A 23,389-nucleotide genomic window follows, 5' to 3' on the forward strand; every position below is an offset into this window, starting at 1 on the left:
AAGTTCGATTTTGTTCAGCGTTGATATTTTATCTTTAATTAAGTTGTTGTTTTTAATTGGAAATATTTCAATTTGGTCGACTGGTATTAAGTGGCGTGCTATTTGCTTGGTTTGAGTTATTACAATTATGGATAATTGAGCGAGAAACGGATGACCGATTCAAACAGCGGCTGGATAAAATCAACCTGTGCTTATTGTGGTGTAGGGTGTGGAATAGAAGCGAGACCGACATCGTTAGGAAAACTAGAAGTACGTGGTGATAAAGATCATCCATCAAACTATGGAAAACTATGCACTAAAGGGATTGCGCTTGGTGATACCGTCACGCCTTTAGGACGCCTAACACAGCCTGCTCATATTCAGAATGAGCAAAAACAAGAGCTGGATTGGAACAGTGCCACTCAGTTGGTCGCAGACAAATTCAATCAAACCATCGAAGAATTTGGGGCCGATTCGGTTGCGTTCTATGTTTCTGGTCAGCTGCTTACCGAAGACTATTATGTTGCCAATAAACTGATGAAAGGCTTCATCGGCAGTGGCAACATCGACAGTAACTCTCGCCTTTGCATGGCTTCAACCGTGGTCGGGCATAAGCGAGCATTTGGCGCAGACACAGTACCTGTCTGTTATGAAGATCTCGAGCAAGCCGATCTAGTCGTGATTACAGGCTCCAACCTAGCATGGTGTCACCCGGTACTTTTCCAAAGGCTAAGAGCCGCGAAACAAGCCAACCCTGCATTGAAAGTGATCGTCATCGACCCGCGTTACACCGACACCTGTGAAATTGCTGATATACACTTGGCATTGGAGTCAGGCTCAGACGTGGCGCTGTTCAATGGTTTGCTAGCGTACTTAGATGACAACGACAAACTCGATGCTGATTACATTGAAAAACACACCCAAGGTTTTACTGAAGCGATACGAACAGCCACAGATTACCGTTATACCGAATCAGGCTGGGGCAAAAAAAGCGTTCCTGAACTGACGGGGCTTAGCGAGCAACAACTCGAACAGTTCTACCAGTTGTTCGCATCTAACGAGAAAGTACTTACCATCTACTCTCAAGGCGTAAACCAATCCACCCAAGGGTGCGACAAGGTAAACGCCATTATTAACTGCCATTTAGCGACCGGGAAAATCGGTAAGCCGGGCATGGGTCCATTCTCTGTCACAGGCCAACCGAACGCGATGGGTGGGCGTGAAGTAGGCGGTTTAGCCAATACCTTAGCGGCACACTTTGAATTTGGTGATCCGCAATCACACCAAACCGTGAGCGAATTTTGGCAGACCGACAGCTTAGCCACTCATGCAGGGTTGAAAGCGATCGACCTGTTTGATGCCATGAATGAGGGCAAGATAAAAGCTGTGTGGATCATGGCAACCAATCCAGTGGTGAGTTTGCCTGACAGCGAGAAAATCAAAACCGCATTAGAGATGTGTCCGTTTGTGGTGGTGTCGGACTGCATTGCCGATACGGAAACCACACGTTTGGCTGATGTGGTGTTGCCTGCGCAGGGGTGGAGTGAAAAGTCCGGCACTGTGACTAACTCTGAGCGTCGAATCTCACGTCAGCGCCGTATATTACCGAGCCCTGGAGAAGCCAAACCGGATTGGTGGATCTTAAAAGAAGTCGCGCAAAAAATGGGATTCAATGAACAGTTTGATTACCGCCACGAAGGCGAGATCTTCAAAGAGTATAGCGAGATGACAGCGCTCGGCAATGAAACGGGCAAAGCGCGCGATTTGTGCTTAATTGGATTAACCAAACTGGATGAAAAAGGCTATGGCGAGCTGACTCCACAGCAGTGGCCAGTACTTGAGTATCAACCAGAGATCATTGAACAGCGCATGTTTACCAATGGCGAGTTCTTTACTGAATCTGGCAAGGCGCAGTTTATTGCGGTTGAACACGATAAGCCGATTGCTGATACCAGTGTCGAATTTCCACTCATCATGAACACAGGGCGAATCCGAGATCAATGGCACACCATGAGCCGAACTGGCTTGGCTGCTGGCTTAGGTGAGCATACACCCGAACCTTTTGTTGCCATGCACCCAGACACGGTCGCTGCACTTGGTTTAGATGAGTTTGGGCTAGATGCCTTCAATCACACCACTATTAATCCAGTAGTGAAAGTGCGCAGTGCACAAGGCGAATGCCAAGCTCGATTAGTGGTGACCAAAGAGATGCGCCGAGAACAAGTCTTCATGCCAATTCACTGGAATGCCCCAACCGCCAAAGATAGCAAACCATGTGACCTGATTTTGCCTCATACCGATGCCGCATCAGGCCAGCCAGAATTCAAACACACACCTGTTGTGGTAGAGCCGTGTGGTTATCGCAGTGAAGCCGCACTGGTCAGCGACAAAGTGATGGATTGCAGCGGCTTTGATTACTGGGTACGTCAAAGAGTAGAGGGCGGTTTTCTGTATCGTATATCTTCATCTAAGAACCCAATGGAGTTGGTGATTCAGCTTGCCAACACCCTTGATGCCTTACCAGAACCAAACACGGATGCGATTAAATCACTCCATTACCACGGCAATAAATCGTTCAAGAATTATGGTTCTGCCAAGCTGGATCAATTTGGTGTGAAGCAAGCCTTTGTGGTGAACTGCAAGCTCGACCATCAAAGCATCGACTGGCTGGTGGAGTGCTTAACCCGAGAAGCCGATGAAGAGTTCGAAGCCGAGTTTTTGAGTACATTGGCGAAGTAGTTACTACCTCTCACTCACCATACCTATAGCAAAAACGCCGACAATCATGTCGGCGTTTGTGTTTGAGAACACGGTTTCCAAGATACACCCTTCATAGCCTGAACTGCGGTTTACTCATACATTGGGGGTTTTTCTGCATTTTTCCGAAACTATATGGAAAATATCTGCTTTTCGTCATGTTTGATACGAAGATAAGTAGGTAAGATGATGTTATTAAATGAGTTATTGGGCTTGGCCTGAACGGTTTAGATTACTAGACAGAATTGTTTCAGAGACAAAATGCAGAATTATTCTGTCTAATATAGCTGTTAGCCCTATGGAGATAAATTTGAAATTATCATTGATGGCAGCGGTAGCTGAAAATGGAGTAATTGGCTCTGGCCTGGATATACCTTGGATTGTTAAGGGTGAGCAGCTGTTGTTTAAGGCAATGACTTTTAATCAATGGTTGCTACTTGGCCGTAAAACTTTTGAATCAATGGGAAAACTGCCAAACCGTAAATATGCGGTCATTTCTCGTTCTCCATCTACATCGAACGATCCTGATGTTTTATATTTCAAAAGTGTTGAAGACGCCTTGGGTTATTTAGAAACAGTAACCGAGCATGCGTTTGTGTCTGGTGGTGGTCAAATATATAAGTCACTCATTACGCAAGTGGACACAATTCATATTTCAAAAATTCATAAACATATCTCTGGTGATATTTTCTTCCCTGAACTACCAAGAGATTTGACTCTAGTTTTTGAACAGCGATTTAGTTCAAATATTGATTATACGTACCAAATTTGGCAAAAGGGCTAACAAGGCGCTAAAGACTGATTCGCGAACGCGTGCCTAACTCGCTAACGCTCAAACATGGCACACGTTCACTCACAGCTTAGCTTGGCGTTACATGCTTTGGGAGTAAAAATGGAAGCTGTTGAAAAACTCAAATCATTACTGATTGATGTATCTACAGATATGAAGTTTTACGAGCAAATTTTCGGTGTTAAAGAGAATATCCAGACATTGGTTGAATTTAGTAATTGGGTCTTCTCGAATTACCAAAGCGCACTTGTGAACTCAATCATGATGAAAGTATCCAGATTAATGGACCCAGTTGCGAGTTGCGGTGAAGATAACCTGTCTTTCAAGAATGTCGTGGAGCGTTGCGATTTGTCTAACGACGAGCAGATTTTGCCCCTGCTAGCGGAACTAGATCAGGTTTACAAAACGACTGGGTTAAAAAACTATAGAAATAAAGTCCTATCACATAACGACGCTAAATCACTACTTACTAACAAGTCGACGAAAGTTAACTTAAATCAAGTTGAGCTTAGTGGACTTATAAAAGATATGTGGCACCTTCTCGCGGTTATTGAATATCGCTCCGGTTTGGAAAATTCAGTCCCTGAATATTCGACTGAACACTTAATTCCAGCAAGTGAAGATGGTGAATGGTTCATCGAAAAACTGCGAAGACGCATGTAACAAAGCATTAAAGAGTGATTCGCAACGCTTGGCGTTTTCGCTTCGCTCAAGTATAGCCAAACGTCGCTCAAACCTTAATGCGGCGTTATAACCTTTGAGGGAAAAATGGAACTGAGAGCATTCGAAAAGGAAGACTACGAGTTACTTATTAACTGGATTGACTCAGATAAATTGAACTACCTATGGGGTGGTCCGAAGTTCGAGTTTCCCTTGAATCTTGAACAAATTAGCCGACATTGCTCTCAGCCTGAAGTGCTTCCTTTTATTTTTGTCGTTTCAGGTGTAAACGCTGGTTATGTTGAACTTTTCAAAGTAGATGAGTCCCATTTCCGCATCTGTCGAGTATTTGTATCAAATGACTTTCGTGGTCAGGGTATTTCTAAGAAAATGCTAGGTCAGTTAGTTGAGCTAGCAAAAGAGGAATACACAACTAACGTATTGTCACTTGCTGTGTTTGAGCAAAATACAGTGGCTAGAAATTGCTATGAGTCATTGGGTTTTTCAGTAACTTCGTCTGAAGTTGGTACTAGGTCATTTGAAGGTGAAGAATGGGGTCTTTTGCGCATGGAAAAACGGTTATAACAAAGCGTTTAAGAGTGACTCCAAACGCGTGCCGGTTTAGCTTCGCTCACAGTATGGCACACTTGTTTGTCGCACCTTAACGCGGCGTTATATTTATGGGCTGAAATACAATATAAGGATAGAAAATGAAAACTAAAATGGCGCTTTTGGCTAGTGCTATATTTTTTAGTGGTTGCGGCTCGATGGACTTACGTCATACCGTCGACATATCAGAGATGCAAACATTTATTGAGTTCAATGTTAACGATGAGCTATCAGTTAGCAATGTCCAAACTAATAAAGACAAAATTGTGATTGTGGAGCTAGGGGGCTTAACGGTCACGAGTAACAAGAAAGAATTAACAGACACTGTCATTGAACTTACGAAGCAGGAATTAGTTAAACGAAACGCAAAAATGAGCGCTAGCGCTAAGAAAGGGTTAAATTTATCTATAGAGAAACTTGTTTGTAAATCACCTAAAAATTCACTTTCTATTGGTTGTGATACGTTGCTGAAATTAAGAACGAATGCCGGTTATGAAGCTATATATCCAGCGTTTGCCAAGGATATTGATGCAAATGAAGCGAGTAGTTTCTCGTTAGCCAACTCGGTTGCTGCAATGTTTCGAGATCCAAATGTTATTGACTATTTGACCAAAAAATAAATATAACAAGAAATTTAAGAGTGATTCACAACGCTCGGCGCTTTCACTTCTAGCCAGTTTAGTGTTTATGGTACAATGCTTTAGGTAAGTTGTTGGCGTTGTTCACACCTTAATTTGGCGTTATATTTTGAGGAAAGTTAATGAATAAAATTAAAGTTTATAACTATGAAGCTATATAATCGGTTATATAAGTATCATTTTATTGCCGAAGAAATGGTTGCGAGCATTCGAAGTGCGATTGATTACCTTATCCAACTAACTTTTATGCTTACAAGTTACTCTGATTATATGTCGAATAAAGTTGTTTCTACAGATTCGATAGGAAAATTTTTACAGCAGTTAAATAATAACAAACTCTCTGAAGATATAAAAAACATTGTAATTGGGAATGATGGTTTATATGAGTCTGATAGTACGAATTACCTAAAACATATAAATGATTTATCCAATAGTATTAAGCATTCGATGATGCACTCTGAGGCTTTTAGTCATTATTGTCCTGATTTTCCAACGATTGTATCTTTTCAGGCAAGTAATAATAACCATACTAATGAGATCGTTTATCATAATCATAGTGCTTGTCAGTTAGTTATTGGATTTCAAAATACAGTTAAAAGAGTGTTCAAAAATCAAACGGCGTATATAAAAATATAACAAATGCATCAACACGATTTGCTACACTCGGCGTTGTCAGTTTGCCTTTAGTTCCAGTGATTAAGGCAGTAAAATTCAGCTAAGTCTGTATCGTAGCAAACGTGTTATGCAGGCGTTAGGTTTTTCCGCGGTCAAATGGAATTGAGGGGATATCATGGATTATCAAACGAAGCTCCAATTTGCACATAAAGAGCTCAATGATAAAGGTGTTTGGAAGTCGAATTACAATCCACCAATAGCCAAGTTACTATGCAAAATGGGACTTAACTTCCCGCCGCCTTATTATCAGACCTTCATGGACAACTGGATTATTTCAGCCATCATGTTCGCTCCTGTTTGGGGTGTTTTAAATTGGTTTGTGGTTTGGAGTAAAGCAGATAAGCCAGTTCTCGAAGCTGTCTATATGTCTCTGATTGGTGGTGTTTTGTTTGGGCTAATTATGGCGACATTTTACTTTGTTAGACGAAAGCAATTGAATCTGTCGGAGTGGAGTTCTTTGGGAGAATAGCCCCAAAATCTAACAAGTATTTAAGAAGGATTCGCAACGCTTGGCGAATTTCGTTTAAATTCAGCTTTAGTGTTTAAGGTGGCTTGTCGAGGCTATGGCGTCGCTCACCTCTTAAGACGGCGTTATGTTGCGGATTGAATTTATCCTATTGGAAGGAATGTATGGTTGTACTGAGGGAAATGCGTCAAGAAGAGTATCCTGATTATTGTCAGTACTTTATTGACGATTATAGTCGAGAAATTGCTCAAAACTATGGGCACTCAATGGAGCTTGCCATTGAGTTGGCAAAAAAAGATCTTCATCGTTGTTTTCCGAACGGGTTGGAGGGGAAAGAGCATTCGTTGCTTTGTATCGAAAGCGAATTGAATGGACAACAGTGCTTAGTTGGATATTTATGGCATTCCGTTAATGTTACTGACAAGTCTACTTTTATATACGACTTTTACGTGTCGAGTGAATATAGAGGTTGTGGTTATGGAACAGCGGCGATATCTGAATTAGAAAAACAGTTGCAAGAATGCGGTGTTGAACAAATTAAGTTGAGGGTTGCTTATCATAATGAACGAGCCCTCAAACTATACCAAGCTGTAGGTTTTGCCATTACGGGCTTCAACATGTCTAAAAAAATAGGTGATATAGCCTCAACATAACAAACTGTTTAAGAGTGATTCGCAACGCGTGGCATTTTTACTGTGCGTTGCGTTTAGTGTTTAAGGTGGTATGCGGTGGCATCGGTATTGCGTTGATCACACCTTAATCCGGCGTTAGCTGCTTTGAGGTTAATCATTAGTAAGGTGTCGTAATGAGAATATTGGTAACAGGCTCTGCGGGTAGGGTCGGGCGTGCAATTTATATTAAATTAATGCGAACACATGACGTAGTCGGCATTGATAAAACACCTTGCTCAACAGCCGATTATATTGGTGATATCCGTGATAGCGCTCTGATTGATGGGGTTCTTGAAAATATTGATGTCATTGTTCATACAGCAGCTCTTCATGCTCCTCATGTTGGTTTAGTACCTGATTCAGAGTTTACATCTATCAACGTAGATGCGACTGAGAAATTGGCTTTGGCTGGCGTAAAAGCAGGTGTTAAGCACTTTATTTTTACCAGTACAACCGCGTTATACGGCTATGCCTCGACACCTAAAAGTATTGCAGGTTGGATTGATGAGGAAGTTACCCCAAAACCCAAGTCGATTTATCATAAAAGTAAAATTGCGGCTGAAACTAAGCTAGAAGAAATTTCAAATCTGTTTCAGCTTCCAGTGACTGTGTTGCAAATGTCGAGATGCTTTCCTGAGCCTGCGGATTTAATGGCTATATTTCGCCTGACTCGTGGTATTGATGCTCGCGATGTAGCAAATGCTCATTTATGTGCTGTGGAAAAACGCTTAAGCGGTTTTAATCGTTTTATAATCTCAGGTGCAACGCCTTTTCATTTTTCTGATTGTGAAGCTCTATATAATGAAGCTGGAGCTGTTATCAAACATAAGTGCCCAGAAATCGCGCTAGCATTTCAACAAAGAAGCTGGCAATTACCTCAAAGCTTAGATCGCGTATATGATTCGTCGTCCGCACGTGAGAAATTAGGTTGGTCTCCTATACATGGTTTTGAAAGTATTTTAGAAATGCTAGATACTGAAACCGCTGAAGTATTACCAGTTTTGAAACTCAGCTAATAAAGCTTTTAAGACAGATTCGTAACGCGTGGCATTTTGGCGATGCGTTGGTTTTAGTGATTAAAGTGGCTTTTAGAGGCTTTTGTATAGCGTTACGCTCTCGTATCGTTCAGAAGCTGCTTTTAGTTTTGAGTTCTGTGTTGCAGGACGGTCTAAAGCATCCATTAGCAACATAGCAACATAGCATCAGCTTGGCTCAGTTTTAAAGTTTGTTCACGTTCGATGACTTGTTTCGCTTTTTCAACTGCAGCGCTTAGTACAAATGAGTTAATACTAGACATGCCGGCGATCGCGGCTGCTTTAGTTAGTAAATCTTGTGTATCGACATCAACTCTAGCGGTGATGCGAGGCAAGGTAGTAGCCATAATGTTATCTCCTGTTATGTCAAAGTGTCACATGGGTGTTATGGTCTTAAAGTGTGCAATAAGCAATTCTGTGTCACTTTGGCACTCAAGCCAACAAACGTTTAAGAATCAAGACAACCAAAGAGGGCGCCAGTAACAGGCGCCCTTTGTGTTAGTTGGAAACGCTGTAAGTGTCGTAGTCGCGTAGTAAGAAGAGTGCGACACAGGCAGCGAGCATTGGCCAAGAGGCAAAGAAAAGTAGGTTATTGAATGGGTCCATGTATTTAGCGAAAGAAGCGAAGGTGGAACCTGCATGCAAGACCAAAACCGCACCTTAGGTGTACTTCTTCCACATGCCAACCACGAATGCGCCTAAAAAGCCGAGCTGCGCGACACCCAGCGCCATCATCGCGTTGTCCGAGATGTTGATGCCATAAAAACCAGACAGCACTTTTGTCGCGTGTTCAGGGACAAGGATCTTATCTAAGCCCCAGAACAAGAAGACGATAAAAATGCCGACTCTCAGCAGCAATAGGCTTGTCGCCAATTTGGTTTGAAGTGTCTTTTCCATGATATTCCTTTTGTGCATTCAAGATGCGATGACGTTAAATGTTCATCAAAGGAGACCTATGGCTTTTGTGTTTTCTTTCGCGGTTTTTCAGTGACTTATGTAACAAGGAATGTCTGATTAATCTTTGTTTATATAATATGTCATTTTTTTGATGTGGTATCATTCGTGCAGTTGATTATTAATGGATATATAACGTGAAAAAATACCTACTATTATCGCTTTCGGTTTTAATTTTGGCTGGTTGTGGAGCCCCTCGTTACACAGGGAGCGCGATTCCAGAACCTACGACTGAAGTGGATGTTGTGATTGTTAAAGACGCTGAAACACGTAGAGGTTTTTTAAATACCATGGAAACGTGGCTGCAAGATAACGATTATACCTACACCGTCGTACCAGATAAGTCGCAGCACGATCTTGATAAGCTAACATTGGAGTATGAAGGCCATTGGGGCTGGGACTTAGCGTTGTTCTTAAAGCAAGCGGAGATCAATGCCTATCAGAACGGGCAAAGAGTAGGTGAAGTAGAGTTTAAAGTTCCATATACGGCTAACCCGAATAAGTTCGGTAATGCATCTAAGCGTATTGGTTTTATGATGGATACGGTATTTGGTAAGAAAACCGCTGAAGAAGCGACAAAAGCGGCCAATTCATCAGATTCAAAAGCGACGAACTAGTCTAATTGGCTTACTAGTTAACCCCTTTATTCTCTTTAAGCTCTGCTCGAAGAGACGAAGATGTGAAGCCGTTGCTTTTACAGTTACGGCTTCACATCGCTCATATTAATTAAAGATCTTGTCTGAAGTGATACCTTACTCATTTGGCTTAGTATTCAGGTCTGGTATCAATAAACTTTGTTAGCTTTGCTTCTTTTCATTTCGAGCCAGCCAGATGAGCGGCAGTATGATCATCGCAGTGCCAATCGCCATTGCAATATCAGGCATTTCACCAAACCAGACCAACCCAACTCCCACCGCTCCGAGTAAGCCGCTGTATTCAGCACTGGCGATTTTATTGCTTTCTGCCGAGCGGTAAGTGACGACACATATCGCCGCGTAGATGAGGATAAAGCTGCTTGAACCTGCGGCAGTGATAAGCGGTGACCAATCCCATTCACGGCCTTCCCAAATGGCGAGTCCAAGTGATGCCGGAACGCCTGCTAAGTTGGTTAACAACAACGTTTGTGCCACGGTTTGGTGCTTCGGGAGTTTGCGAATTAACAAGTTATTACTGGCAATGGTTAACGCTACGATAAGCGCTGCAATGGCCGCCCAATCGATCTCTGTCGGGCGAATGATAACCAGAACGCCCATAAAGCCGAATATTCCAGCAGCAACTGAGTAGCGGTTGAGTTGCTCTTTGAAAAATACCAAGGCTAACGGCAGCATCATCAAAGGTGCGGCGTAGAAAATCGCGTTGGCGGTGGCCAATGGCATGGCATTGATGGCAAACACCATAAAGATTGCCCCCAGTAACCATATGTGCGCGCGCAGGGCATGCCATTTCAGCCCGTCGGTGAAACTCTTTTTACTCACGCCAAAACAAAAAGGCAGAAGGATTAACACGGCAGTTAGCTGTCTGAAGAAGACAAATTGAAACACAGCAATGTCTTCACCCAAGGTTTTAATTAAGGCATCAGAGAAAACCGCAATGAGATTGCCGACAATGAGTAAACTCATTGCCATTCCAACAGACATTGTAGGCATGAAGAAGCTCCTATCATTGACTGACGCGTGTTCAGTGTGAGTTAAAAAGAAAGTGAATAAATGTGATGGCGTAATCTTAATGCATAAAATCGTTTCATATATAATGATATAAATTCACTTAGTATGAGTTGAGCTAATAATGAAATTACCCCCTTTGAGATCAATACAATGTTTCGAATCGGTCGCTCGTTTTAATAGCTTTTCTCAAGCGGCTATAGCGCTTCATGTTACTCAAAGTGCGGTGAGTCATCAGGTTCGCTTGCTTGAGGAATACTTAGGTGAAACCTTGTTTGTGCGTCAGGGAAGGCGTTTATCGCTCACCCCGATAGGAGAGCGTTACTATGAAGAGGTGTCCCATTCATTGCAGAATATCGCGCAAGCCAGCTACCAGATCCGCGAAGGTGACAGTGGCAAAATTCGGATTGCAATGTACAGTTCTCTGGCGGTGAAATGGTTGGTGCCTAGGCTCGAAAACTTACGCCAGCAGCATCCAGAAATTGATTTAACGTTAAGTATGGTGGCCGATGAGCCTGAGTTTTCGGATCAAGTAGCCGACTGCTTTATCACTGCCTACCCGCCAAAGAAAAACTACGTTAGTGACTTCCTATACAAAGAGCAGCTCTATCCGTTCTGTAGCCAAAAGGTGTGGCAGAGAATCGAAGATAAACCTTTGCCAGAGGCACTATGGGATCAGCAGTTACTTTCAGTAAGTTCAATCTTTAAGGACGGCGGTGAAGCGAAAGATTGGATTCAGTGGTGTGAACGTGGTGGTTTCAGCTTGCCAAAGGATGTGAAAATTAGCCAGTTCAGTCACATGGTACTGGCCGCCGAGGCCGTGAAATACCATCAAGGTATCGCGTTCTTGAACGACTACTTTCTTAACGACCAAGATCTTCAACAAAACTTGGTTCGTATCCCAATGCACGATTTGCCGACTGGCGACAATATGTACTTTGTCTACAAAAAGTCGAGAGCTAAGCAGTTTGAAATCAAAACTTTAGGCCATTGGCTCAAACAGCAATGCTTTGATTATGAGTAAACAGTGAAGCGTAACGTTGAAGAAAACTAGCCTATTTTATTAGAGATGCGTGTTATTTAGATAACACGCATTTTGTATTTTAGGGGCGTGAACAAGGCTCTTATACTTGTTGGAAACGCAGTGAGTGTTGTACTCAAAGTAAAAAGAGTGTGACGCAGGCTGCCATCAATGAACCTGCTTACACTTATTCCTATTCTGGTGTTGAGGTGGATAAGATTTGGTCGCTATAGTTCATGGTCATGTGCTGCTGTCTGAGTAAGCTGACGGTCAGGTTTATCGGCATTGGCTTATAAAAGTAGAAGCCTTGGATATAGTCCACGCCCAGTTTAGACAAGATGTTCACTTGGGATTCGTACTCAACCCCTTCAACGATTACCTGCATGCCCAGAGTTTGAGAAAGTTGCAGCATGGATTCAAGCAAAGGGATACCAAGGCTGGATTCGTCTGATATGTTTTTCACGAATACGCGGTCGATTTTGAGAATGCTGAACGGGAACTGTCTTACAAAGTCTAATCCTGCATAGCCCGTACCAAAGTCATCAATCGCGACTCTCACGCCTAAGTTAGCGAGCTTGGTTAAGTTATTTTTGATTTTGACCATATCGGCATCAGAACATTCACCATCCTCTGTTACTTCAAATACCACCTGTTTGAGAATATTTGGGTGTCTTTTAAATATGCTAAGCACTTTGTTAGAGAAGTTACTGTTGGACACGACGTTTCGGCTGATGTTGACGCTAATGTACTTTGACTCAAATACATCTTGATTGCTTTTCAACGTTATTAAGACTTTGCGTAGTACGAAGTAGGTCAGCTCTTCAATTAAGCCTAAGCTTTCAGCAAGCGGTATGAAAATAGCAGGGGAGACGTTACCTTCAATGGGGTCGTTCCATCGTAATAGTGACTCACAGCCGACGATCTCGTTGGTGTTTTGGTTAACGATGGGTTGCATGTGAACATGTAGGTGTTTGTTTTTTAGTGCGCTTGAAAGTGAATACTCTAAGCTGCGCTGGCTCTGCTTTTTGTGTTTAGCAGAGAGCAGGCAGATAGTGGTGATTCCCGCCATGAGAAATCCAAACCATGAAAAGCTCATGAGGAAGTGTATGTAGTACTGGTGTCCGATGTAGGAGGTAATGGCCAACGGGTAGGCATCTGATTGTACGCGTACTTCTGCGAGATATGAGCCGGGATCGGTAGGGTGGATATCTCTTTTAATCACTTCAACCTTAGAGTTTATACCATGGCTACTCAGGCTCGATTCTACAAGGTCGTAGATGAAGTGTGGCGGTATCATAAGGCTCACCCCGGCTTCTTCTTTGTTCGAGAAAATGAGCATGATGGATTGTACTTTAGTAATCGCTGCACTCGAGTAAGACAGAGTGGTTAAATTTGGATCTTCATTGAGCCTTTCTCGAATGGTGCTATATAAGCGAAACGACACATCACCATCCGTGGTTGAGCAATAAAAGCGGTTGTATTCATTGAATACGGCGGCTTCTTTTACCCAATCGGCATTGAATACATTTTGACGAAGCTCGGTCACGATGGTATCGCAAGATAGATCGGGTGTGATCCCTAAGAGAAAACGGTCAAACCTCACCTGGATTTCTTGAAGCCTTGTTTCCACTAGCTGTGAAGACTCTTCGGTTAACGCATTGTAGTGAGACGGTGTAAAAGGTATGAGTAATGCCATCGAAAAAATGAAAGAAATGGCAAAGTAGAATGTGGTCTTGGCAAAATGTTGGTACTTAATATCCATAGTTGGAAAAGCGTTACCGATTGGATGAGCATTCGATTTAATTTATAAATTTAACGATTATGTAGCAAGAGTAATAATAAATATTGTGAATGCACGCATGTGTTATTTATTGAAATAGAGCATTTTCTGCTCTTACTTTATAAATCAGAATGTTATACACCTCTAGAAAGTTTAGTAGGGCGCTGTGTTGCTAGAGCCTAAGTTTATGGAGTAGATGGGCTGAACGGCCTTTGGAGTGTGCGCTTGCTTCAACGGTTTGGCTTGAAGCAGGAAAGCGAAGGGGGATTCCCTTACTCTGCGTCTGATTTGTGTTACCCAGTAAGGATTCGATTTTGAATGATGTCAGTATCACTCTTGTTCAGCTTGAAGTTGAATACAAAAACAAACAAAAGAATATTGCTTTAGTCTCTGAGCTTTTAGAAGCCGCGGCGTCAGTCGGTGATATCACTTTGCTCCCGGAACTGTTCTCTACGGGATATATTTTTAACGATGCCGCAGAAATTCATGAATTGAGCGAAGACTTTAACAACAGCTCTACCATTGACTCGCTAACTCAGCTTGCGGTGAAGCATCAGACTTTGATCGTTGCGGGTGTTGCTGAGAAAGACAGTAGCCAGTATTACAACAGTGTCGTTGTTGTTGATGCTTCCGGCTTACGCCACAAGTATCGAAAAATCAGTCAAACTAAGTTCGATAAACAATATTTTTCGCGGGGGAGTGAGCGCCTGACTTTTGAACACAATGGTTTGAAGTTTGGTGTCGCGATTTGCTTCGATATTTGGTTCCCAGAGATCATGAGAGCGTATCGGTCGGTAGACGTTATCCTTCATCCTGCGAACTTTGGTGGTCATCATAGCTTCGCCATTGGACAGGCGAGGGCACTAGAAGAAGGGTGCCACATCGTAACGTGTAACCGTGTTGGGCAAGATGTGGTTGATGCGTTTACCGCGACGTATTGTGGCGGTAGCAGAACCTACTCACCAAAGGGAGACTTAATGCTTCAACTCAATGATCACCAGTCGGTTGAAACGGTGAGCATTCAAGACCTATCTCTTGCTCCTCAATATAACGGCGTTGATGTGTTAGATGAGATGCAACAAATAACCTCTCTATTAAATAGTCAGACTGACTAGTGGAATAGAATAACTTAGAAAAGAGCAAGGTGATTAAGCCTTGCGTTTTAGTTTGAGAGCGAAGCGTTCTTAAGCTTGATCATTCATTTGATTCAGATGCTCGACTGAATTCGCGGTTTTCATCCGCTGTGCTTGGTGGATATTGACCATAAGTCGGTTAAGCAACTTTTGCAGCCGTTCAATATCAGGCTGTTGTTGGTTTTTTGCCTGTATTTCTAGCTCCAGCGCTTGCTTAGAAAGCGTATCGAGTCCTAAGTTTAGCGACATGCCTTTAATGGAGTGTAGGGTGCGACAAAGTGGCTCCAACTCCTTCGCTAGATAGTATTCAATCAGCTGATCAACAGATTGTTCAAATTCTATGATGGTTGAGTCGATAAGCAAGCTGAACCCTTCCGCATCATCTTTCAGAAGGTGTATTATTTCTGAGCGACTGATTTCTTCTTCCGTTAATCTTAACGTTTCAATTGGCTTGCGGCGCAGTTCGACGATATTCTCGTTAGTACTTGAACCTTCTATTGTTGCTTGTTTAGGTAGTCGATCCGAAAACTGTTGTAGGGCGTCGAAAAAACTCTCTTGCTGTAGGGGCTTAGTAAGAACATGGTCGACGCCAGCCAGAATAAAGTTGTCATGAGCTTCACGGAATACATCTGCCGTGTAGGCGAATATCAAGGTGTCTAGCTTTAGTTGCTCGCGGATGTATTGAGTTGTTTCGACCCCATTCATTTCAGGCATGTGATTGTCCATCAAGATAAGATCATATTTATTGGTTTTGAGGCGTTCAATTGCAAGTTTTCCGTTTTCTGAAAGGTCGACATGATGGCCGAGCTTTTCGCAGAAACCTTGTGCAACGATCGCGTTAATACGATTGTCTTCGACCAGTAAAATGCTCAACGAGCTGCAAGTCAGCTTCTCCGTATTGATTACTGGTGTTGCGACATCACCAGTTTTCCCTTCTTGCCATGCGATAGACAAGGAGACTTGAAATTTTGTTCCGAGACCGACAGCACTGGTTAATGTGATTTCTCCGTTCATGAGGTTGACTAGGTTCTTGACGATTGCGAGGCCAAGCCCTGTTCCGCCAAATTTCCTTGTTGTCGAAGTGTCGGCTTGTTCGAACGAATTGAATACCTGCTCGTGCTTATCTTTCGGGATACCAACCCCGGTGTCTGTTACGGTGAGGATTAGTTGGTTGTTGGGGCGATTAAGGTCAGCTTGAATGGATACATGACCTTCTTTAGTGAATTTGGTCGCATTGCCGCCCAAGTTGAACATGATTTGGCGTAGCCTTGCACAGTCTCCGACGAGTTGGATGTTTTTCGGTATGTTATTTTCGATCAACAGGCGAATGCCTTTTTCATCGGCTAAGGGTTTTAGTGCGCTGCATACAGGCTGCATGACTTGAACAAAATTAAAGGGTGCCACCTCTAGTTCAAGCTTGTTTTCTTCGACTTTAGAGAAGTCGAGAATGTCGTTGAGTATGGTCATTAAGTGATGGCCAGAATCAAGAATGATATTAATGTTTTCTTTGGTTTCTGGCTCTTTAGTTTGGGCCGCTATGATCTGAGAGATGCCAAGTACGCCATTCATTGGTGTGCGAATCTCATGGCTCATGGTCGATAAAAACTCGCCTTTTGCTTTTACTGCCGCTTCAGCTTTGGCGCGTTCCGCGATGAGTTCTTGGTTTTTTGCTCGCATTTCATTGTCGTTTTTTACTAGGTTTGTCGCCATTTTTTTGAAGCTATGCGTGAGGTGGGCAATTTCGTCTTGGGTGTCCGAATTCGAGTTTGTCTTGAGCGTGGCAGCGCCTTGCTTTAAATGGCCAGCGGCAACCTGGTTGGCGGCTTCGAGTAGTATGTCTATTCTTCTTTTTATACGGTTTGAAGACCAAGCGGCCACAATCAGAGATACGAATACCGAAAAGAGAGTTCCGACTAATAGAACGTAATCGGTTTGCTGAGCAGAGTTATCAGATTTTGTAACTCGAATGCTGATCAGCTGTTGCTCTACCTCAATGAACTGAGCTATCTCCAAGCGAATTTGATCCATAAGCTGCTTACCGGTTTGCAGTAGAGTGATATCGATAACACTCTGCAGGTCTGCTGGACCCCTATTAACTAGCTCACGTTGCCAGGCCTCTTTGTCTCCCGATTCAATTAGCCATTTATTGTGGGTGGTATCAATTGTGTCCAGAAGTTTGACTTGTTCTGGGTTATCACTGACCTGCTCGCTAAGAATCTGAATCTTTTTAGGCCAAACGTCCAGTGCTAGGTAATAAGGTTCTAGGAATACAGGGTCGCCGGTGATCAGGTAGCCACGTTGGCCAGTTTCCATATCTACCGCTAGGTTAAGTAACTCCTGCGCTCTAGCAATAGCTTTGTGGGTGTGAACCACCCAGTGGTTGTCCTCAACCATTGATTGCGTGTTTTCATGAACAGAAAACGAAACAGTCACGATCAAAGTAATAGGAACGCAAAAGCTGACGAATAGCTTTTTTTGAAGGGAAATATTGTCAAACCAGCCCAAAATCATAAAACAACGCTCTCCATGTCGATGTTATTTATTGATAGTGTAGGAGAGAATTAGTTGCTGAGTGTGTAAATGCATACGCATTGGTGTTTAATTTGTTTATTAACTATGTTTGAGTCAATCAACGGTTCTGGCGTTAATTAAGAGTATTCAGAGGGGAGTGATTCGTACGGTCTTCCAAAGAAAAAAGCCAGCCGACTTGGCTAGCTTTCAAGAATATTGAGCTCGGTCGCGCGTTAAATTGCTTTCACGCTGCTTCGTTCTACGAGAGTAGGCTCTAACTCGACGACCTGTGGGTAAGCGTCTGGAGTTTCGAGTCGATTTAATAGCGTGTCTACAGCCGCTTTACCCAAACGATGTTTTGGCTGGTGGACAGTGCTTAAAGCCGGTGTCATATATTTAGACAGGTGGATGTCATCGTAGCCAATAATAGACAGATCATTCGGAATCGATGTGCCATCTTGCGCCGCCGCATGAATCACGCCCATTGCCATCATGTCGTTGCTAACAAACAGTGCGCTAGGCATTCCACCACGCGCTTTCAATGTTTGGTAAGAATCAAAGCCGCCATCACATTCGAAGTTCGATTCTACAATCCAATTAGGGTTGATCTCTAAATTCGCTTCTTCCATCGCTTGCTTGAAGCCTTGATAACGAGACGAAGCTTGGTTGCGGTGCAGTGGGCCTGTGATACAACCAATCTGAGAATGGCCATTATCGATTAGGTGCTTCGTTGCCATGTAGCCACCTTGATGCGAGTTATCTTGGATCTTGTCGCTGGCAAACAGCATAGGGCCCCAGTCCATGACCACAACAGGTAATTCTGGGTAGCGTTCAAACACATCGATATGTTCACCTTCAAGGGTTGAACACATCAGCATTAAGCCATCGACACGCTTTTGAAGCAAAGTATCAATAGATGATTTCATGCGCTCGCTGTCGCCTTCGGTGTTACACAAGATAAGGTTGTAACCTTTCTCGTAGCAACGACGCTCAACACCTTTCACCACTTCGCCAAAGAATGGGTTGGTAGAGGTAGTAACCAGCATACCCAAGGTTTTGGTTTGCTTCATTTTCAAGCTACGAGCCAATGCTGAAGGCGCGTAGTTCAACTCTTTAGCCGCATTGTTAACACGCTCAGCTATCTCTTCACTGACAAAACGTGACTTGTTGATCACATGGCTCACGGTAGAAGTCGAAACCTTAGCGAGCCGAGCGATGTCTTTCATTGTTGCCATAAAAAATCCTTGTGGGAGTAACTTGCCACGTTGCGCGATATTCTGCCTGAAAACAGGGGCTTATGCTTACTTATTTATAGTTTGAGAGCTAATTACTAAGCCGATAAACGTTCTGCTAAAAACGCGTCTGTTTCAGCTCGGCTTGGAATCGACGTTTGAGCGCCAAAGCGAGTCACAGAAATTGCAGCCGCTGCATGAGCAAACTTAATAGCGCGCTCTAGCGGCATGTCTTCAAGCAAACCGGTAACTAATGCGCCGTTAAAGGTGTCACCTGCAGCGGTGGTGTCAGTCGCTTCAACACGGAAGCCTGCGATCAACTCGCCTTCACCTGCTTCATTCCCTTGACCTTGATGACTTACCCAAACACCTTTAGCGCCAAGTGTGATCATCACAGTCTCGATGCCTTTAGTATGCAAAGCCAAAGACGCTTGGTGAGCAGATGCGCTGTCGGTTACGGTAATGCCCGTCAGTACTTCCGCTTCGGTTTCGTTTGGCGTAATTATATCAACACAAGCAAGCAGTGAATCTGACAAAGGGCGAGCAGGTGCAGGGTTTAGAATTACGTGAGTTCCGCTCTCTTTTGCGGTTTTCGCTGCGTACTCAATGCCTTCAATTGGCGTTTCAAGTTGAGTCAGCAGGTATTTAGCACCACGAATCTTCTCTAGGTGTGGTTCGATTTGCTCGCAAGTCAGCTTGTCATTCGCTTCTGCAGAAAGACAAATGCTGTTTTCACCGGTTGCTGATACTTGGATCATCGCGATGCCAGTTGGTGTGTTGTCTGCAACGATAACACCGTCGATGTTGATGCCATCTTTAGCGAAGTCTTGACGGATGTTGATGCCAAATGGGTCGTCACCAACACAGGCGATAAAACCGATATCTGCGTTTAAGCGCGCAGCCGCGACCGCTTGGTTTGCGCCTTTACCGCCAGGAATGACCTGATAGTTACCGCCAATCAAGGTTTCACCCGGGCGAGGGAAAGAAGGAACTTGTAGTACGTGGTCTGCGTTAACGCTACCTAAAACAATCAGTTGAGTCATGATACGAGCCTTATGATATATCGTATTTGAAAATGCATGGGTCTTTCTCATTACGTTAATTCACATTACGTTAATTCACATTACGTTAATTCTCGTTACGTAAATCGCTCGCCTTGTTAGACGGCGTATGAGAAACAGCGATGCACTGTCGGTATTTTTGTTTTTGGTCTTGAGCCAGCGAGCTAATGAGCAGGGAGATAGGGGGCTCCCTGCTTAAATTAGATTCCAGCGCTAAACTGAGTGATTAAATAGAGTTACTTAGCGATGATTTTTAGAGGTACTGGTACGTACTCGTCTACTGTTTCGCCTTTAAGCACTTTGTCTGCCATCTCGATACCTAGAGAGCCGATTAGGTCTGGCTGTTGTGCAACGGTTGCGCCAAGTAGGCCACGGTTAACTGCTGCGATGCCGTCTTCAGTGCCGTCGAAGCCAACGATCATTACGTCTTTACCAGATGCTTGAACTGCGCGAAGTGCACCTAGTGCCATTTCATCGTTCTGAGCGAATACTGCTTCAACGTCTGGGTTCGCTGCAAGTAGGTTTTCCATTACGTTCAGACCTTTAGTACGGTCGAAGTCAGCTGGTTGGCTTGCAAGAAGCTCAAGGCCGCTGCCGTTTACCGCGTTCATGAAGCCTTCACCACGTTCACGAGCTGCTGAAGTACCTGCGATGCCTTCAAGTTGGATAACTTTCGCTTTTTCGCCCACTTTTTCCATGATGAAGTGACCCGCCATTTCACCACCGATTACGTTATCAGATGCGATGTGGCTCACTACGTCACCACGGCTTGCGCCACGGTCTAGTGTTAGTACTGGGATGTTAGAGCGGTTAGCCATGCGAATTGCGTTAGACACTGCATCCGAATCTGTTGGGTTGATCAGGATTGCCTTAACACCACGAATGGTTAGATCTTCAATGTTCGAAAGCTCTTTGCTTGGGTCGTTTTGAGAATCAAGAACGATAAGCTTGTAGCCTAGCTCTTCAGCTTTCGCTTCTGCGCCATCTTTCATGGTTACGAAGAATGGGTTGTTCAATGTAGACAGAACGATTGCCATTGTATCTTGCGCCTGTGCAGACACAGATACTGTTGTAGAAAGAAGAGCAGCAGAAATAAGAGTCGCTAATTTTTTCATGGTGTAAGTCCTTTGTGTAGGGTGAGCTAGGAGGTGAGTCCTAGCTCGTAGTTACATTATTTATAGATTCTAATATTTAAAGGTAAAGCAGGGTGTTACTTGTATTAACCTAGAGTGTGGATAGGTTTTATTTGTTTTTGTTGTCGACCAATACCGCCAGAAGAATAACCACTGCTTTTGCAATCATCTGGTAGTAAGAAGATACGTCTAATAGGTTTAGGGCGTTGTTTAGGAAGCCGATAATCAATGCACCAATCAATGTGCCCATGATGCGGCCACGACCGCCGGCTAAGCTTGTGCCACCAAGAACCACGGCTGCGATAGCGTCTAGCTCATAACCCATACCTGCGGTTGGTTGAGCTGATGACAAACGCGATGCCACGATGATGCCTGCGACTGCTGCTAGCAGACCACAGATTGCGTAAACGCCGATTTTTACTTTGTCTACGTCGATGCCTGATAGGCGAGTTGCGGATTCGTTGCCACCAAGAGCGTATACGTAGCGACCAAAGCGTGTGTGGTTAAGTAGGTACCATACTGCTGCGAATACCACGACCATGATCCATACTGGAACTGGGATGCCCATTGCATAGCCTGTACCGAACCAAGCGAATGCGTCTGCTGTGTCTGTGAAGCCAGTTGAGATAGGACGACCATCTGTGTAAACCATGGTTACGCCGCGCAGTAGCGTCATGGTCACAAGCGTTGCGATGAAGGCTTGAACCTTACCCTTGGCAATAATTACACCACTGATAGCTCCCAATGCTGCACCTGCTACAAGAGCGGTTGGCACTGCGATCATCACAGGGATTTCCATACCAATCATGCTGGCTGCGAATGCACCACAAAGCGCAAGTACAGAACCAACACTCAAGTCGATACCCGCGGTTAGGATAACCAGCGTCATACCGACAGCGATGATCGCGTTAACCGAAGTTTGGCGCAGAATGTTCAGGATGTTGTCGACAGTAAAGAAGTTCGGGTTTAAGAAAGAAACGACAACAATCAGGAAGATCAAAGCAATCAATGACTTTTGATCAATCAGCCACTCTTTGCTGATTAACGGTTTTTTCTTTGGAGCTTCAGTTGTTTTGCTCATGGTTTTAGTACTCATGCTGCGTCCTCGTTGATCTTTTTACCGACCGCACACGCCAGTAATAATTCTTGGTTTGCTTCTTTAGCATCAAATTCACCGCTTACACGGCCTTCATGCATCACCATGATGCGGTCACTCATTCCTAACACTTCTGGCATTTCAGATGAGACCAAAATAATGCTCATGCCATCGGCTTTAAATTTATTAATGAGTTGGTAAATCTCTTTCTTGGCACCGACATCAACACCACGCGTTGGCTCGTCGAGAATCAGTACTTTTGGTTTGGTCATCAATCCCTTAGCGATAGCCACTTTCTGTTGGTTACCACCAGAAAGGTTGCCAATAATTTGCTCGCGAGTTGGGGTTTTGATGTTGAATAGCTTGATGAAGTCATCGACCGCAATCACTTCGTCTTTATGTTGGATTTGACCGCTTTTAGTCAGCAGATCAAGCGAACATAGCGACATGTTTTCTTTTACTGAAAGGCCGAGAACTAAGCCATCGCCTTTACGATCTTCAGAGATGTAAGCAATGCCATTGGCCAAGCCATCTCTCGGGCTGACAGGGTTAATGGTTTTGTTTTCTAGGTTGATGACGCCGCGCTCACTTGGAAGTGCACCGTAAATCACTTTCATCAGTTCGGTACGACCAGCGCCCATCAGGCCAGATACACCTAAGATTTCACCGCGTTTTAGCGTAAAACTCACATCATGAATACCAGAGCCGGTCAAGCCGATGACCTCAAGGCAGGTTTCACCGTGGCTTTGTCCGATTCGTGGATATTGCTCGTCTAACTTACGGCCAACCATCATTTCGATTAAACCATCTTCGTCGGTGTCTTTTACTTCACACTGACCAATGAACTTGCCGTCACGAAGTACGGTGATGTCATCACAAATCTCAAAGATCTCTTTCAAGCGGTGAGAGATGTAAACAATGCCACAGCCTTCAGAACGAAGTTCGTTAATGACCTTAAACAGAGACTCAGTTTCGGTGTCGGTTAACGCATCGGTTGGCTCATCCATGATGATGACCTTAGACTCAAACGATAGGGCCTTCGCGATCTCTACCATTTGCTGCTCACCAAGGCTCAATTGCCCTAAAGGTGTTTTCGAACTGTGTTTCACGTTAAGGCGTTTAAGTAGTTTGTCGGCTTCTTGGTACATCTCGTTCCACAAGATGCGACCCATGGTGCTCGTGATTTCACGACCTAAGAAGATGTTCTCGGCGATGGTTAACTCAGGGATTAGATTCAGTTCTTGGTGAATGATGCTAATACCTGCTTGTTGAGAATCACGCGGCCCTTTAAATGCTGCAGGTTTTCCTTGGTAGGCGATAGTGCCGCCGTCCAAGTGATAGATACCCGTAAGCACTTTCATTAGTGTTGATTTACCCGCACCGTTTTCCCCCATTAACGCCATTACGCGTCCTGGATAAACGTTGAGGCTTGCCTTATCCAGTGCTTTAACACCAGGGAAGGCTTTCTCAATTGAGCTAAGTTCTAAAATGGCTTGAGTCATGTCGGTTCCTTTACTCGGGGCCAGTT

At 43.9% G+C, this 23,389-nt stretch carries 20 protein-coding genes and 2 pseudogenes; 12 read left to right on the forward strand and 10 right to left on the reverse strand.

Annotated elements, in window-relative coordinates:
- The first annotated feature begins 135 nt into the window (after positions 1 to 135).
- The 9 genes from FTW16_RS04025 (at position 136) to FTW16_RS04070 (ending at position 8,261) form a co-directional block, all read left to right on the forward strand.
- Positions 136 to 2,718 carry a molybdopterin oxidoreductase family protein gene (locus FTW16_RS04025; RefSeq protein ID WP_146490138.1) on the forward strand — a complete coding sequence of 861 codons (2,583 nt, stop codon included), beginning with the start codon at positions 136 to 138 and terminating at the stop codon, positions 2,716 to 2,718.
- Between the two features lie 328 nt (positions 2,719 to 3,046).
- A complete protein-coding gene (gene dfrA, locus FTW16_RS04030) occupies positions 3,047 to 3,520 on the forward strand; it encodes a trimethoprim-resistant dihydrofolate reductase DfrA (RefSeq protein ID WP_065608052.1) in 474 nt (157 codons plus the stop codon).
- Positions 3,521 to 3,628: 108 nt separating this feature from the next.
- Positions 3,629 to 4,189 carry a hypothetical protein gene (locus FTW16_RS04035; protein ID WP_140329403.1) on the forward strand — a complete coding sequence of 187 codons (561 nt, stop codon included), beginning with the start codon at positions 3,629 to 3,631 and terminating at the stop codon, positions 4,187 to 4,189.
- A 105-nt stretch (positions 4,190 to 4,294) separates the two neighbouring features.
- On the forward strand, positions 4,295 to 4,771 hold the full coding sequence (locus tag FTW16_RS04040) for a GNAT family N-acetyltransferase (protein ID WP_146490139.1): 477 nt from the start codon (positions 4,295 to 4,297) through the stop codon (positions 4,769 to 4,771).
- A 125-nt stretch (positions 4,772 to 4,896) separates the two neighbouring features.
- Positions 4,897 to 5,415 carry a hypothetical protein gene (locus FTW16_RS04045; RefSeq protein ID WP_146490140.1) on the forward strand — a complete coding sequence of 173 codons (519 nt, stop codon included), beginning with the start codon at positions 4,897 to 4,899 and terminating at the stop codon, positions 5,413 to 5,415.
- 165 nt (positions 5,416 to 5,580) lie between these two features.
- A complete protein-coding gene (locus FTW16_RS04050) occupies positions 5,581 to 6,069 on the forward strand; it encodes a hypothetical protein (protein WP_146490141.1) in 489 nt (162 codons plus the stop codon).
- Positions 6,070 to 6,223: 154 nt separating this feature from the next.
- On the forward strand, positions 6,224 to 6,577 hold the full coding sequence (locus FTW16_RS04055; RefSeq protein ID WP_146490142.1) for a DUF6404 family protein: 354 nt from the start codon (positions 6,224 to 6,226) through the stop codon (positions 6,575 to 6,577).
- Between the two features lie 161 nt (positions 6,578 to 6,738).
- On the forward strand, positions 6,739 to 7,227 hold the full coding sequence (locus tag FTW16_RS04060; protein WP_146490143.1) for a GNAT family N-acetyltransferase: 489 nt from the start codon (positions 6,739 to 6,741) through the stop codon (positions 7,225 to 7,227).
- Positions 7,228 to 7,379: 152 nt separating this feature from the next.
- Positions 7,380 to 8,261 (forward strand): NAD-dependent epimerase/dehydratase family protein, encoded by an 882-nt coding sequence (locus FTW16_RS04070; RefSeq protein ID WP_146490144.1) that lies wholly within the window; start codon positions 7,380 to 7,382, stop codon positions 8,259 to 8,261.
- Between the two features lie 72 nt (positions 8,262 to 8,333).
- Here FTW16_RS04070 and FTW16_RS04080 read toward each other — a convergent pair.
- Together FTW16_RS04080 and FTW16_RS04085 are read right to left on the reverse strand one after the other, a co-directional pair.
- Positions 8,334 to 8,626 (reverse strand): annotated as a pseudogene (locus FTW16_RS04080) (DUF1778 domain-containing protein).
- A gap of 151 nt (positions 8,627 to 8,777) precedes the next feature.
- A pseudogene (locus FTW16_RS04085) lies at positions 8,778 to 9,176 on the reverse strand (hypothetical protein).
- 194 nt (positions 9,177 to 9,370) lie between these two features.
- Here FTW16_RS04085 and FTW16_RS04090 point away from each other — a divergent pair.
- Positions 9,371 to 9,850 carry an Sbal_3080 family lipoprotein gene (locus FTW16_RS04090; RefSeq protein ID WP_146490145.1) on the forward strand — a complete coding sequence of 160 codons (480 nt, stop codon included), beginning with the start codon at positions 9,371 to 9,373 and terminating at the stop codon, positions 9,848 to 9,850.
- A gap of 180 nt (positions 9,851 to 10,030) precedes the next feature.
- On the opposite strand, the gene FTW16_RS04095 is transcribed toward FTW16_RS04090, so the two are convergent.
- A complete protein-coding gene (locus tag FTW16_RS04095) occupies positions 10,031 to 10,879 on the reverse strand; it encodes a DMT family transporter (RefSeq protein ID WP_146490146.1) in 849 nt (282 codons plus the stop codon).
- A 139-nt stretch (positions 10,880 to 11,018) separates the two neighbouring features.
- Here FTW16_RS04095 and FTW16_RS04100 point away from each other — a divergent pair, with 139 nt between their 5' ends.
- On the forward strand, positions 11,019 to 11,918 hold the full coding sequence (locus FTW16_RS04100; protein ID WP_146490147.1) for a LysR substrate-binding domain-containing protein: 900 nt from the start codon (positions 11,019 to 11,021) through the stop codon (positions 11,916 to 11,918).
- A 190-nt stretch (positions 11,919 to 12,108) separates the two neighbouring features.
- Here FTW16_RS04100 and FTW16_RS04105 read toward each other — a convergent pair whose 3' ends face one another.
- A complete protein-coding gene (locus FTW16_RS04105) occupies positions 12,109 to 13,677 on the reverse strand; it encodes an EAL domain-containing protein (protein WP_146490148.1) in 1,569 nt (522 codons plus the stop codon).
- A 332-nt stretch (positions 13,678 to 14,009) separates the two neighbouring features.
- Between FTW16_RS04105 and FTW16_RS04110 the strand changes: the two genes are divergently transcribed.
- Positions 14,010 to 14,810 carry a carbon-nitrogen hydrolase family protein gene (locus FTW16_RS04110; protein WP_146490149.1) on the forward strand — a complete coding sequence of 267 codons (801 nt, stop codon included), beginning with the start codon at positions 14,010 to 14,012 and terminating at the stop codon, positions 14,808 to 14,810.
- A 69-nt stretch (positions 14,811 to 14,879) separates the two neighbouring features.
- On the opposite strand, the gene FTW16_RS04115 is transcribed toward FTW16_RS04110, so the two are convergent.
- The 6 genes from FTW16_RS04115 to rbsA form a co-directional block, all read right to left on the reverse strand.
- Positions 14,880 to 17,339, reverse strand: coding sequence for a CHASE3 domain-containing protein (locus FTW16_RS04115; RefSeq protein ID WP_146490150.1), 2,460 nt, complete (start codon positions 17,337 to 17,339; stop codon positions 14,880 to 14,882).
- 233 nt (positions 17,340 to 17,572) lie between these two features.
- Positions 17,573 to 18,574, reverse strand: coding sequence for a substrate-binding domain-containing protein (locus FTW16_RS04120; RefSeq protein ID WP_146490151.1), 1,002 nt, complete (start codon positions 18,572 to 18,574; stop codon positions 17,573 to 17,575).
- 95 nt (positions 18,575 to 18,669) lie between these two features.
- On the reverse strand, positions 18,670 to 19,614 hold the full coding sequence (rbsK, locus tag FTW16_RS04125; protein WP_146490152.1) for a ribokinase: 945 nt from the start codon (positions 19,612 to 19,614) through the stop codon (positions 18,670 to 18,672).
- 254 nt (positions 19,615 to 19,868) lie between these two features.
- Positions 19,869 to 20,747 (reverse strand): ribose ABC transporter substrate-binding protein RbsB, encoded by an 879-nt coding sequence (gene rbsB, locus FTW16_RS04130; protein ID WP_048660336.1) that lies wholly within the window; start codon positions 20,745 to 20,747, stop codon positions 19,869 to 19,871.
- Between the two features lie 127 nt (positions 20,748 to 20,874).
- Complete coding sequence (gene rbsC / locus FTW16_RS04135) at positions 20,875 to 21,861, reverse strand: ribose ABC transporter permease (protein WP_017082395.1); 987 nt, start codon at positions 21,859 to 21,861, stop codon at positions 20,875 to 20,877.
- A complete protein-coding gene (gene rbsA, locus FTW16_RS04140) occupies positions 21,858 to 23,363 on the reverse strand; it encodes a ribose ABC transporter ATP-binding protein RbsA (RefSeq protein ID WP_146490153.1) in 1,506 nt (501 codons plus the stop codon). The genes rbsC and rbsA overlap by 4 nt, the downstream gene beginning before the upstream one ends.
- Positions 23,364 to 23,389 lie beyond the last annotated feature (26 nt).

The sequence above is a fragment of the Vibrio sp. T20 genome, assembly GCF_007858795.1.
In the GTDB taxonomy this organism is placed as follows: Bacteria; Pseudomonadota; Gammaproteobacteria; order Enterobacterales; family Vibrionaceae; genus Vibrio; species Vibrio satsumensis.

Excerpts from the sequence above, each read along its gene's own strand:
- FTW16_RS04035 (WP_140329403.1), top strand. The coding sequence starts at position 3,629 with ATGGAAGCTGTTGAAAAACTCAAATCATTACTGATTGATGTATCTACA.
- FTW16_RS04040 (WP_146490139.1), top strand. The coding sequence starts at position 4,295 with ATGGAACTGAGAGCATTCGAAAAGGAAGACTACGAGTTACTTATTAAC.
- FTW16_RS04045 (WP_146490140.1), top strand. The coding sequence starts at position 4,897 with ATGAAAACTAAAATGGCGCTTTTGGCTAGTGCTATATTTTTTAGTGGT.
- FTW16_RS04050 (WP_146490141.1), top strand. The coding sequence starts at position 5,581 with ATGAAGCTATATAATCGGTTATATAAGTATCATTTTATTGCCGAAGAA.
- FTW16_RS04055 (WP_146490142.1), top strand. The coding sequence starts at position 6,224 with ATGGATTATCAAACGAAGCTCCAATTTGCACATAAAGAGCTCAATGAT.
- FTW16_RS04060 (WP_146490143.1), top strand. The coding sequence starts at position 6,739 with ATGGTTGTACTGAGGGAAATGCGTCAAGAAGAGTATCCTGATTATTGT.
- FTW16_RS04070 (WP_146490144.1), top strand. The coding sequence starts at position 7,380 with ATGAGAATATTGGTAACAGGCTCTGCGGGTAGGGTCGGGCGTGCAATT.
- FTW16_RS04095 (WP_146490146.1), bottom strand. The coding sequence starts at position 10,879 with ATGCCTACAATGTCTGTTGGAATGGCAATGAGTTTACTCATTGTCGGC.
- FTW16_RS04100 (WP_146490147.1), top strand. The coding sequence starts at position 11,019 with ATGAAATTACCCCCTTTGAGATCAATACAATGTTTCGAATCGGTCGCT.
- FTW16_RS04105 (WP_146490148.1), bottom strand. The coding sequence starts at position 13,677 with ATGGATATTAAGTACCAACATTTTGCCAAGACCACATTCTACTTTGCC.
- FTW16_RS04115 (WP_146490150.1), bottom strand. The coding sequence starts at position 17,339 with ATGATTTTGGGCTGGTTTGACAATATTTCCCTTCAAAAAAAGCTATTC.
- FTW16_RS04120 (WP_146490151.1), bottom strand. The coding sequence starts at position 18,574 with ATGGCAACAATGAAAGACATCGCTCGGCTCGCTAAGGTTTCGACTTCT.
- rbsK (WP_146490152.1), bottom strand. The coding sequence starts at position 19,614 with ATGACTCAACTGATTGTTTTAGGTAGCGTTAACGCAGACCACGTACTA.
- rbsB (WP_048660336.1), bottom strand. The coding sequence starts at position 20,747 with ATGAAAAAATTAGCGACTCTTATTTCTGCTGCTCTTCTTTCTACAACA.
- rbsC (WP_017082395.1), bottom strand. The coding sequence starts at position 21,861 with ATGAGTACTAAAACCATGAGCAAAACAACTGAAGCTCCAAAGAAAAAA.
- rbsA (WP_146490153.1), bottom strand. The coding sequence starts at position 23,363 with ATGACTCAAGCCATTTTAGAACTTAGCTCAATTGAGAAAGCCTTCCCT.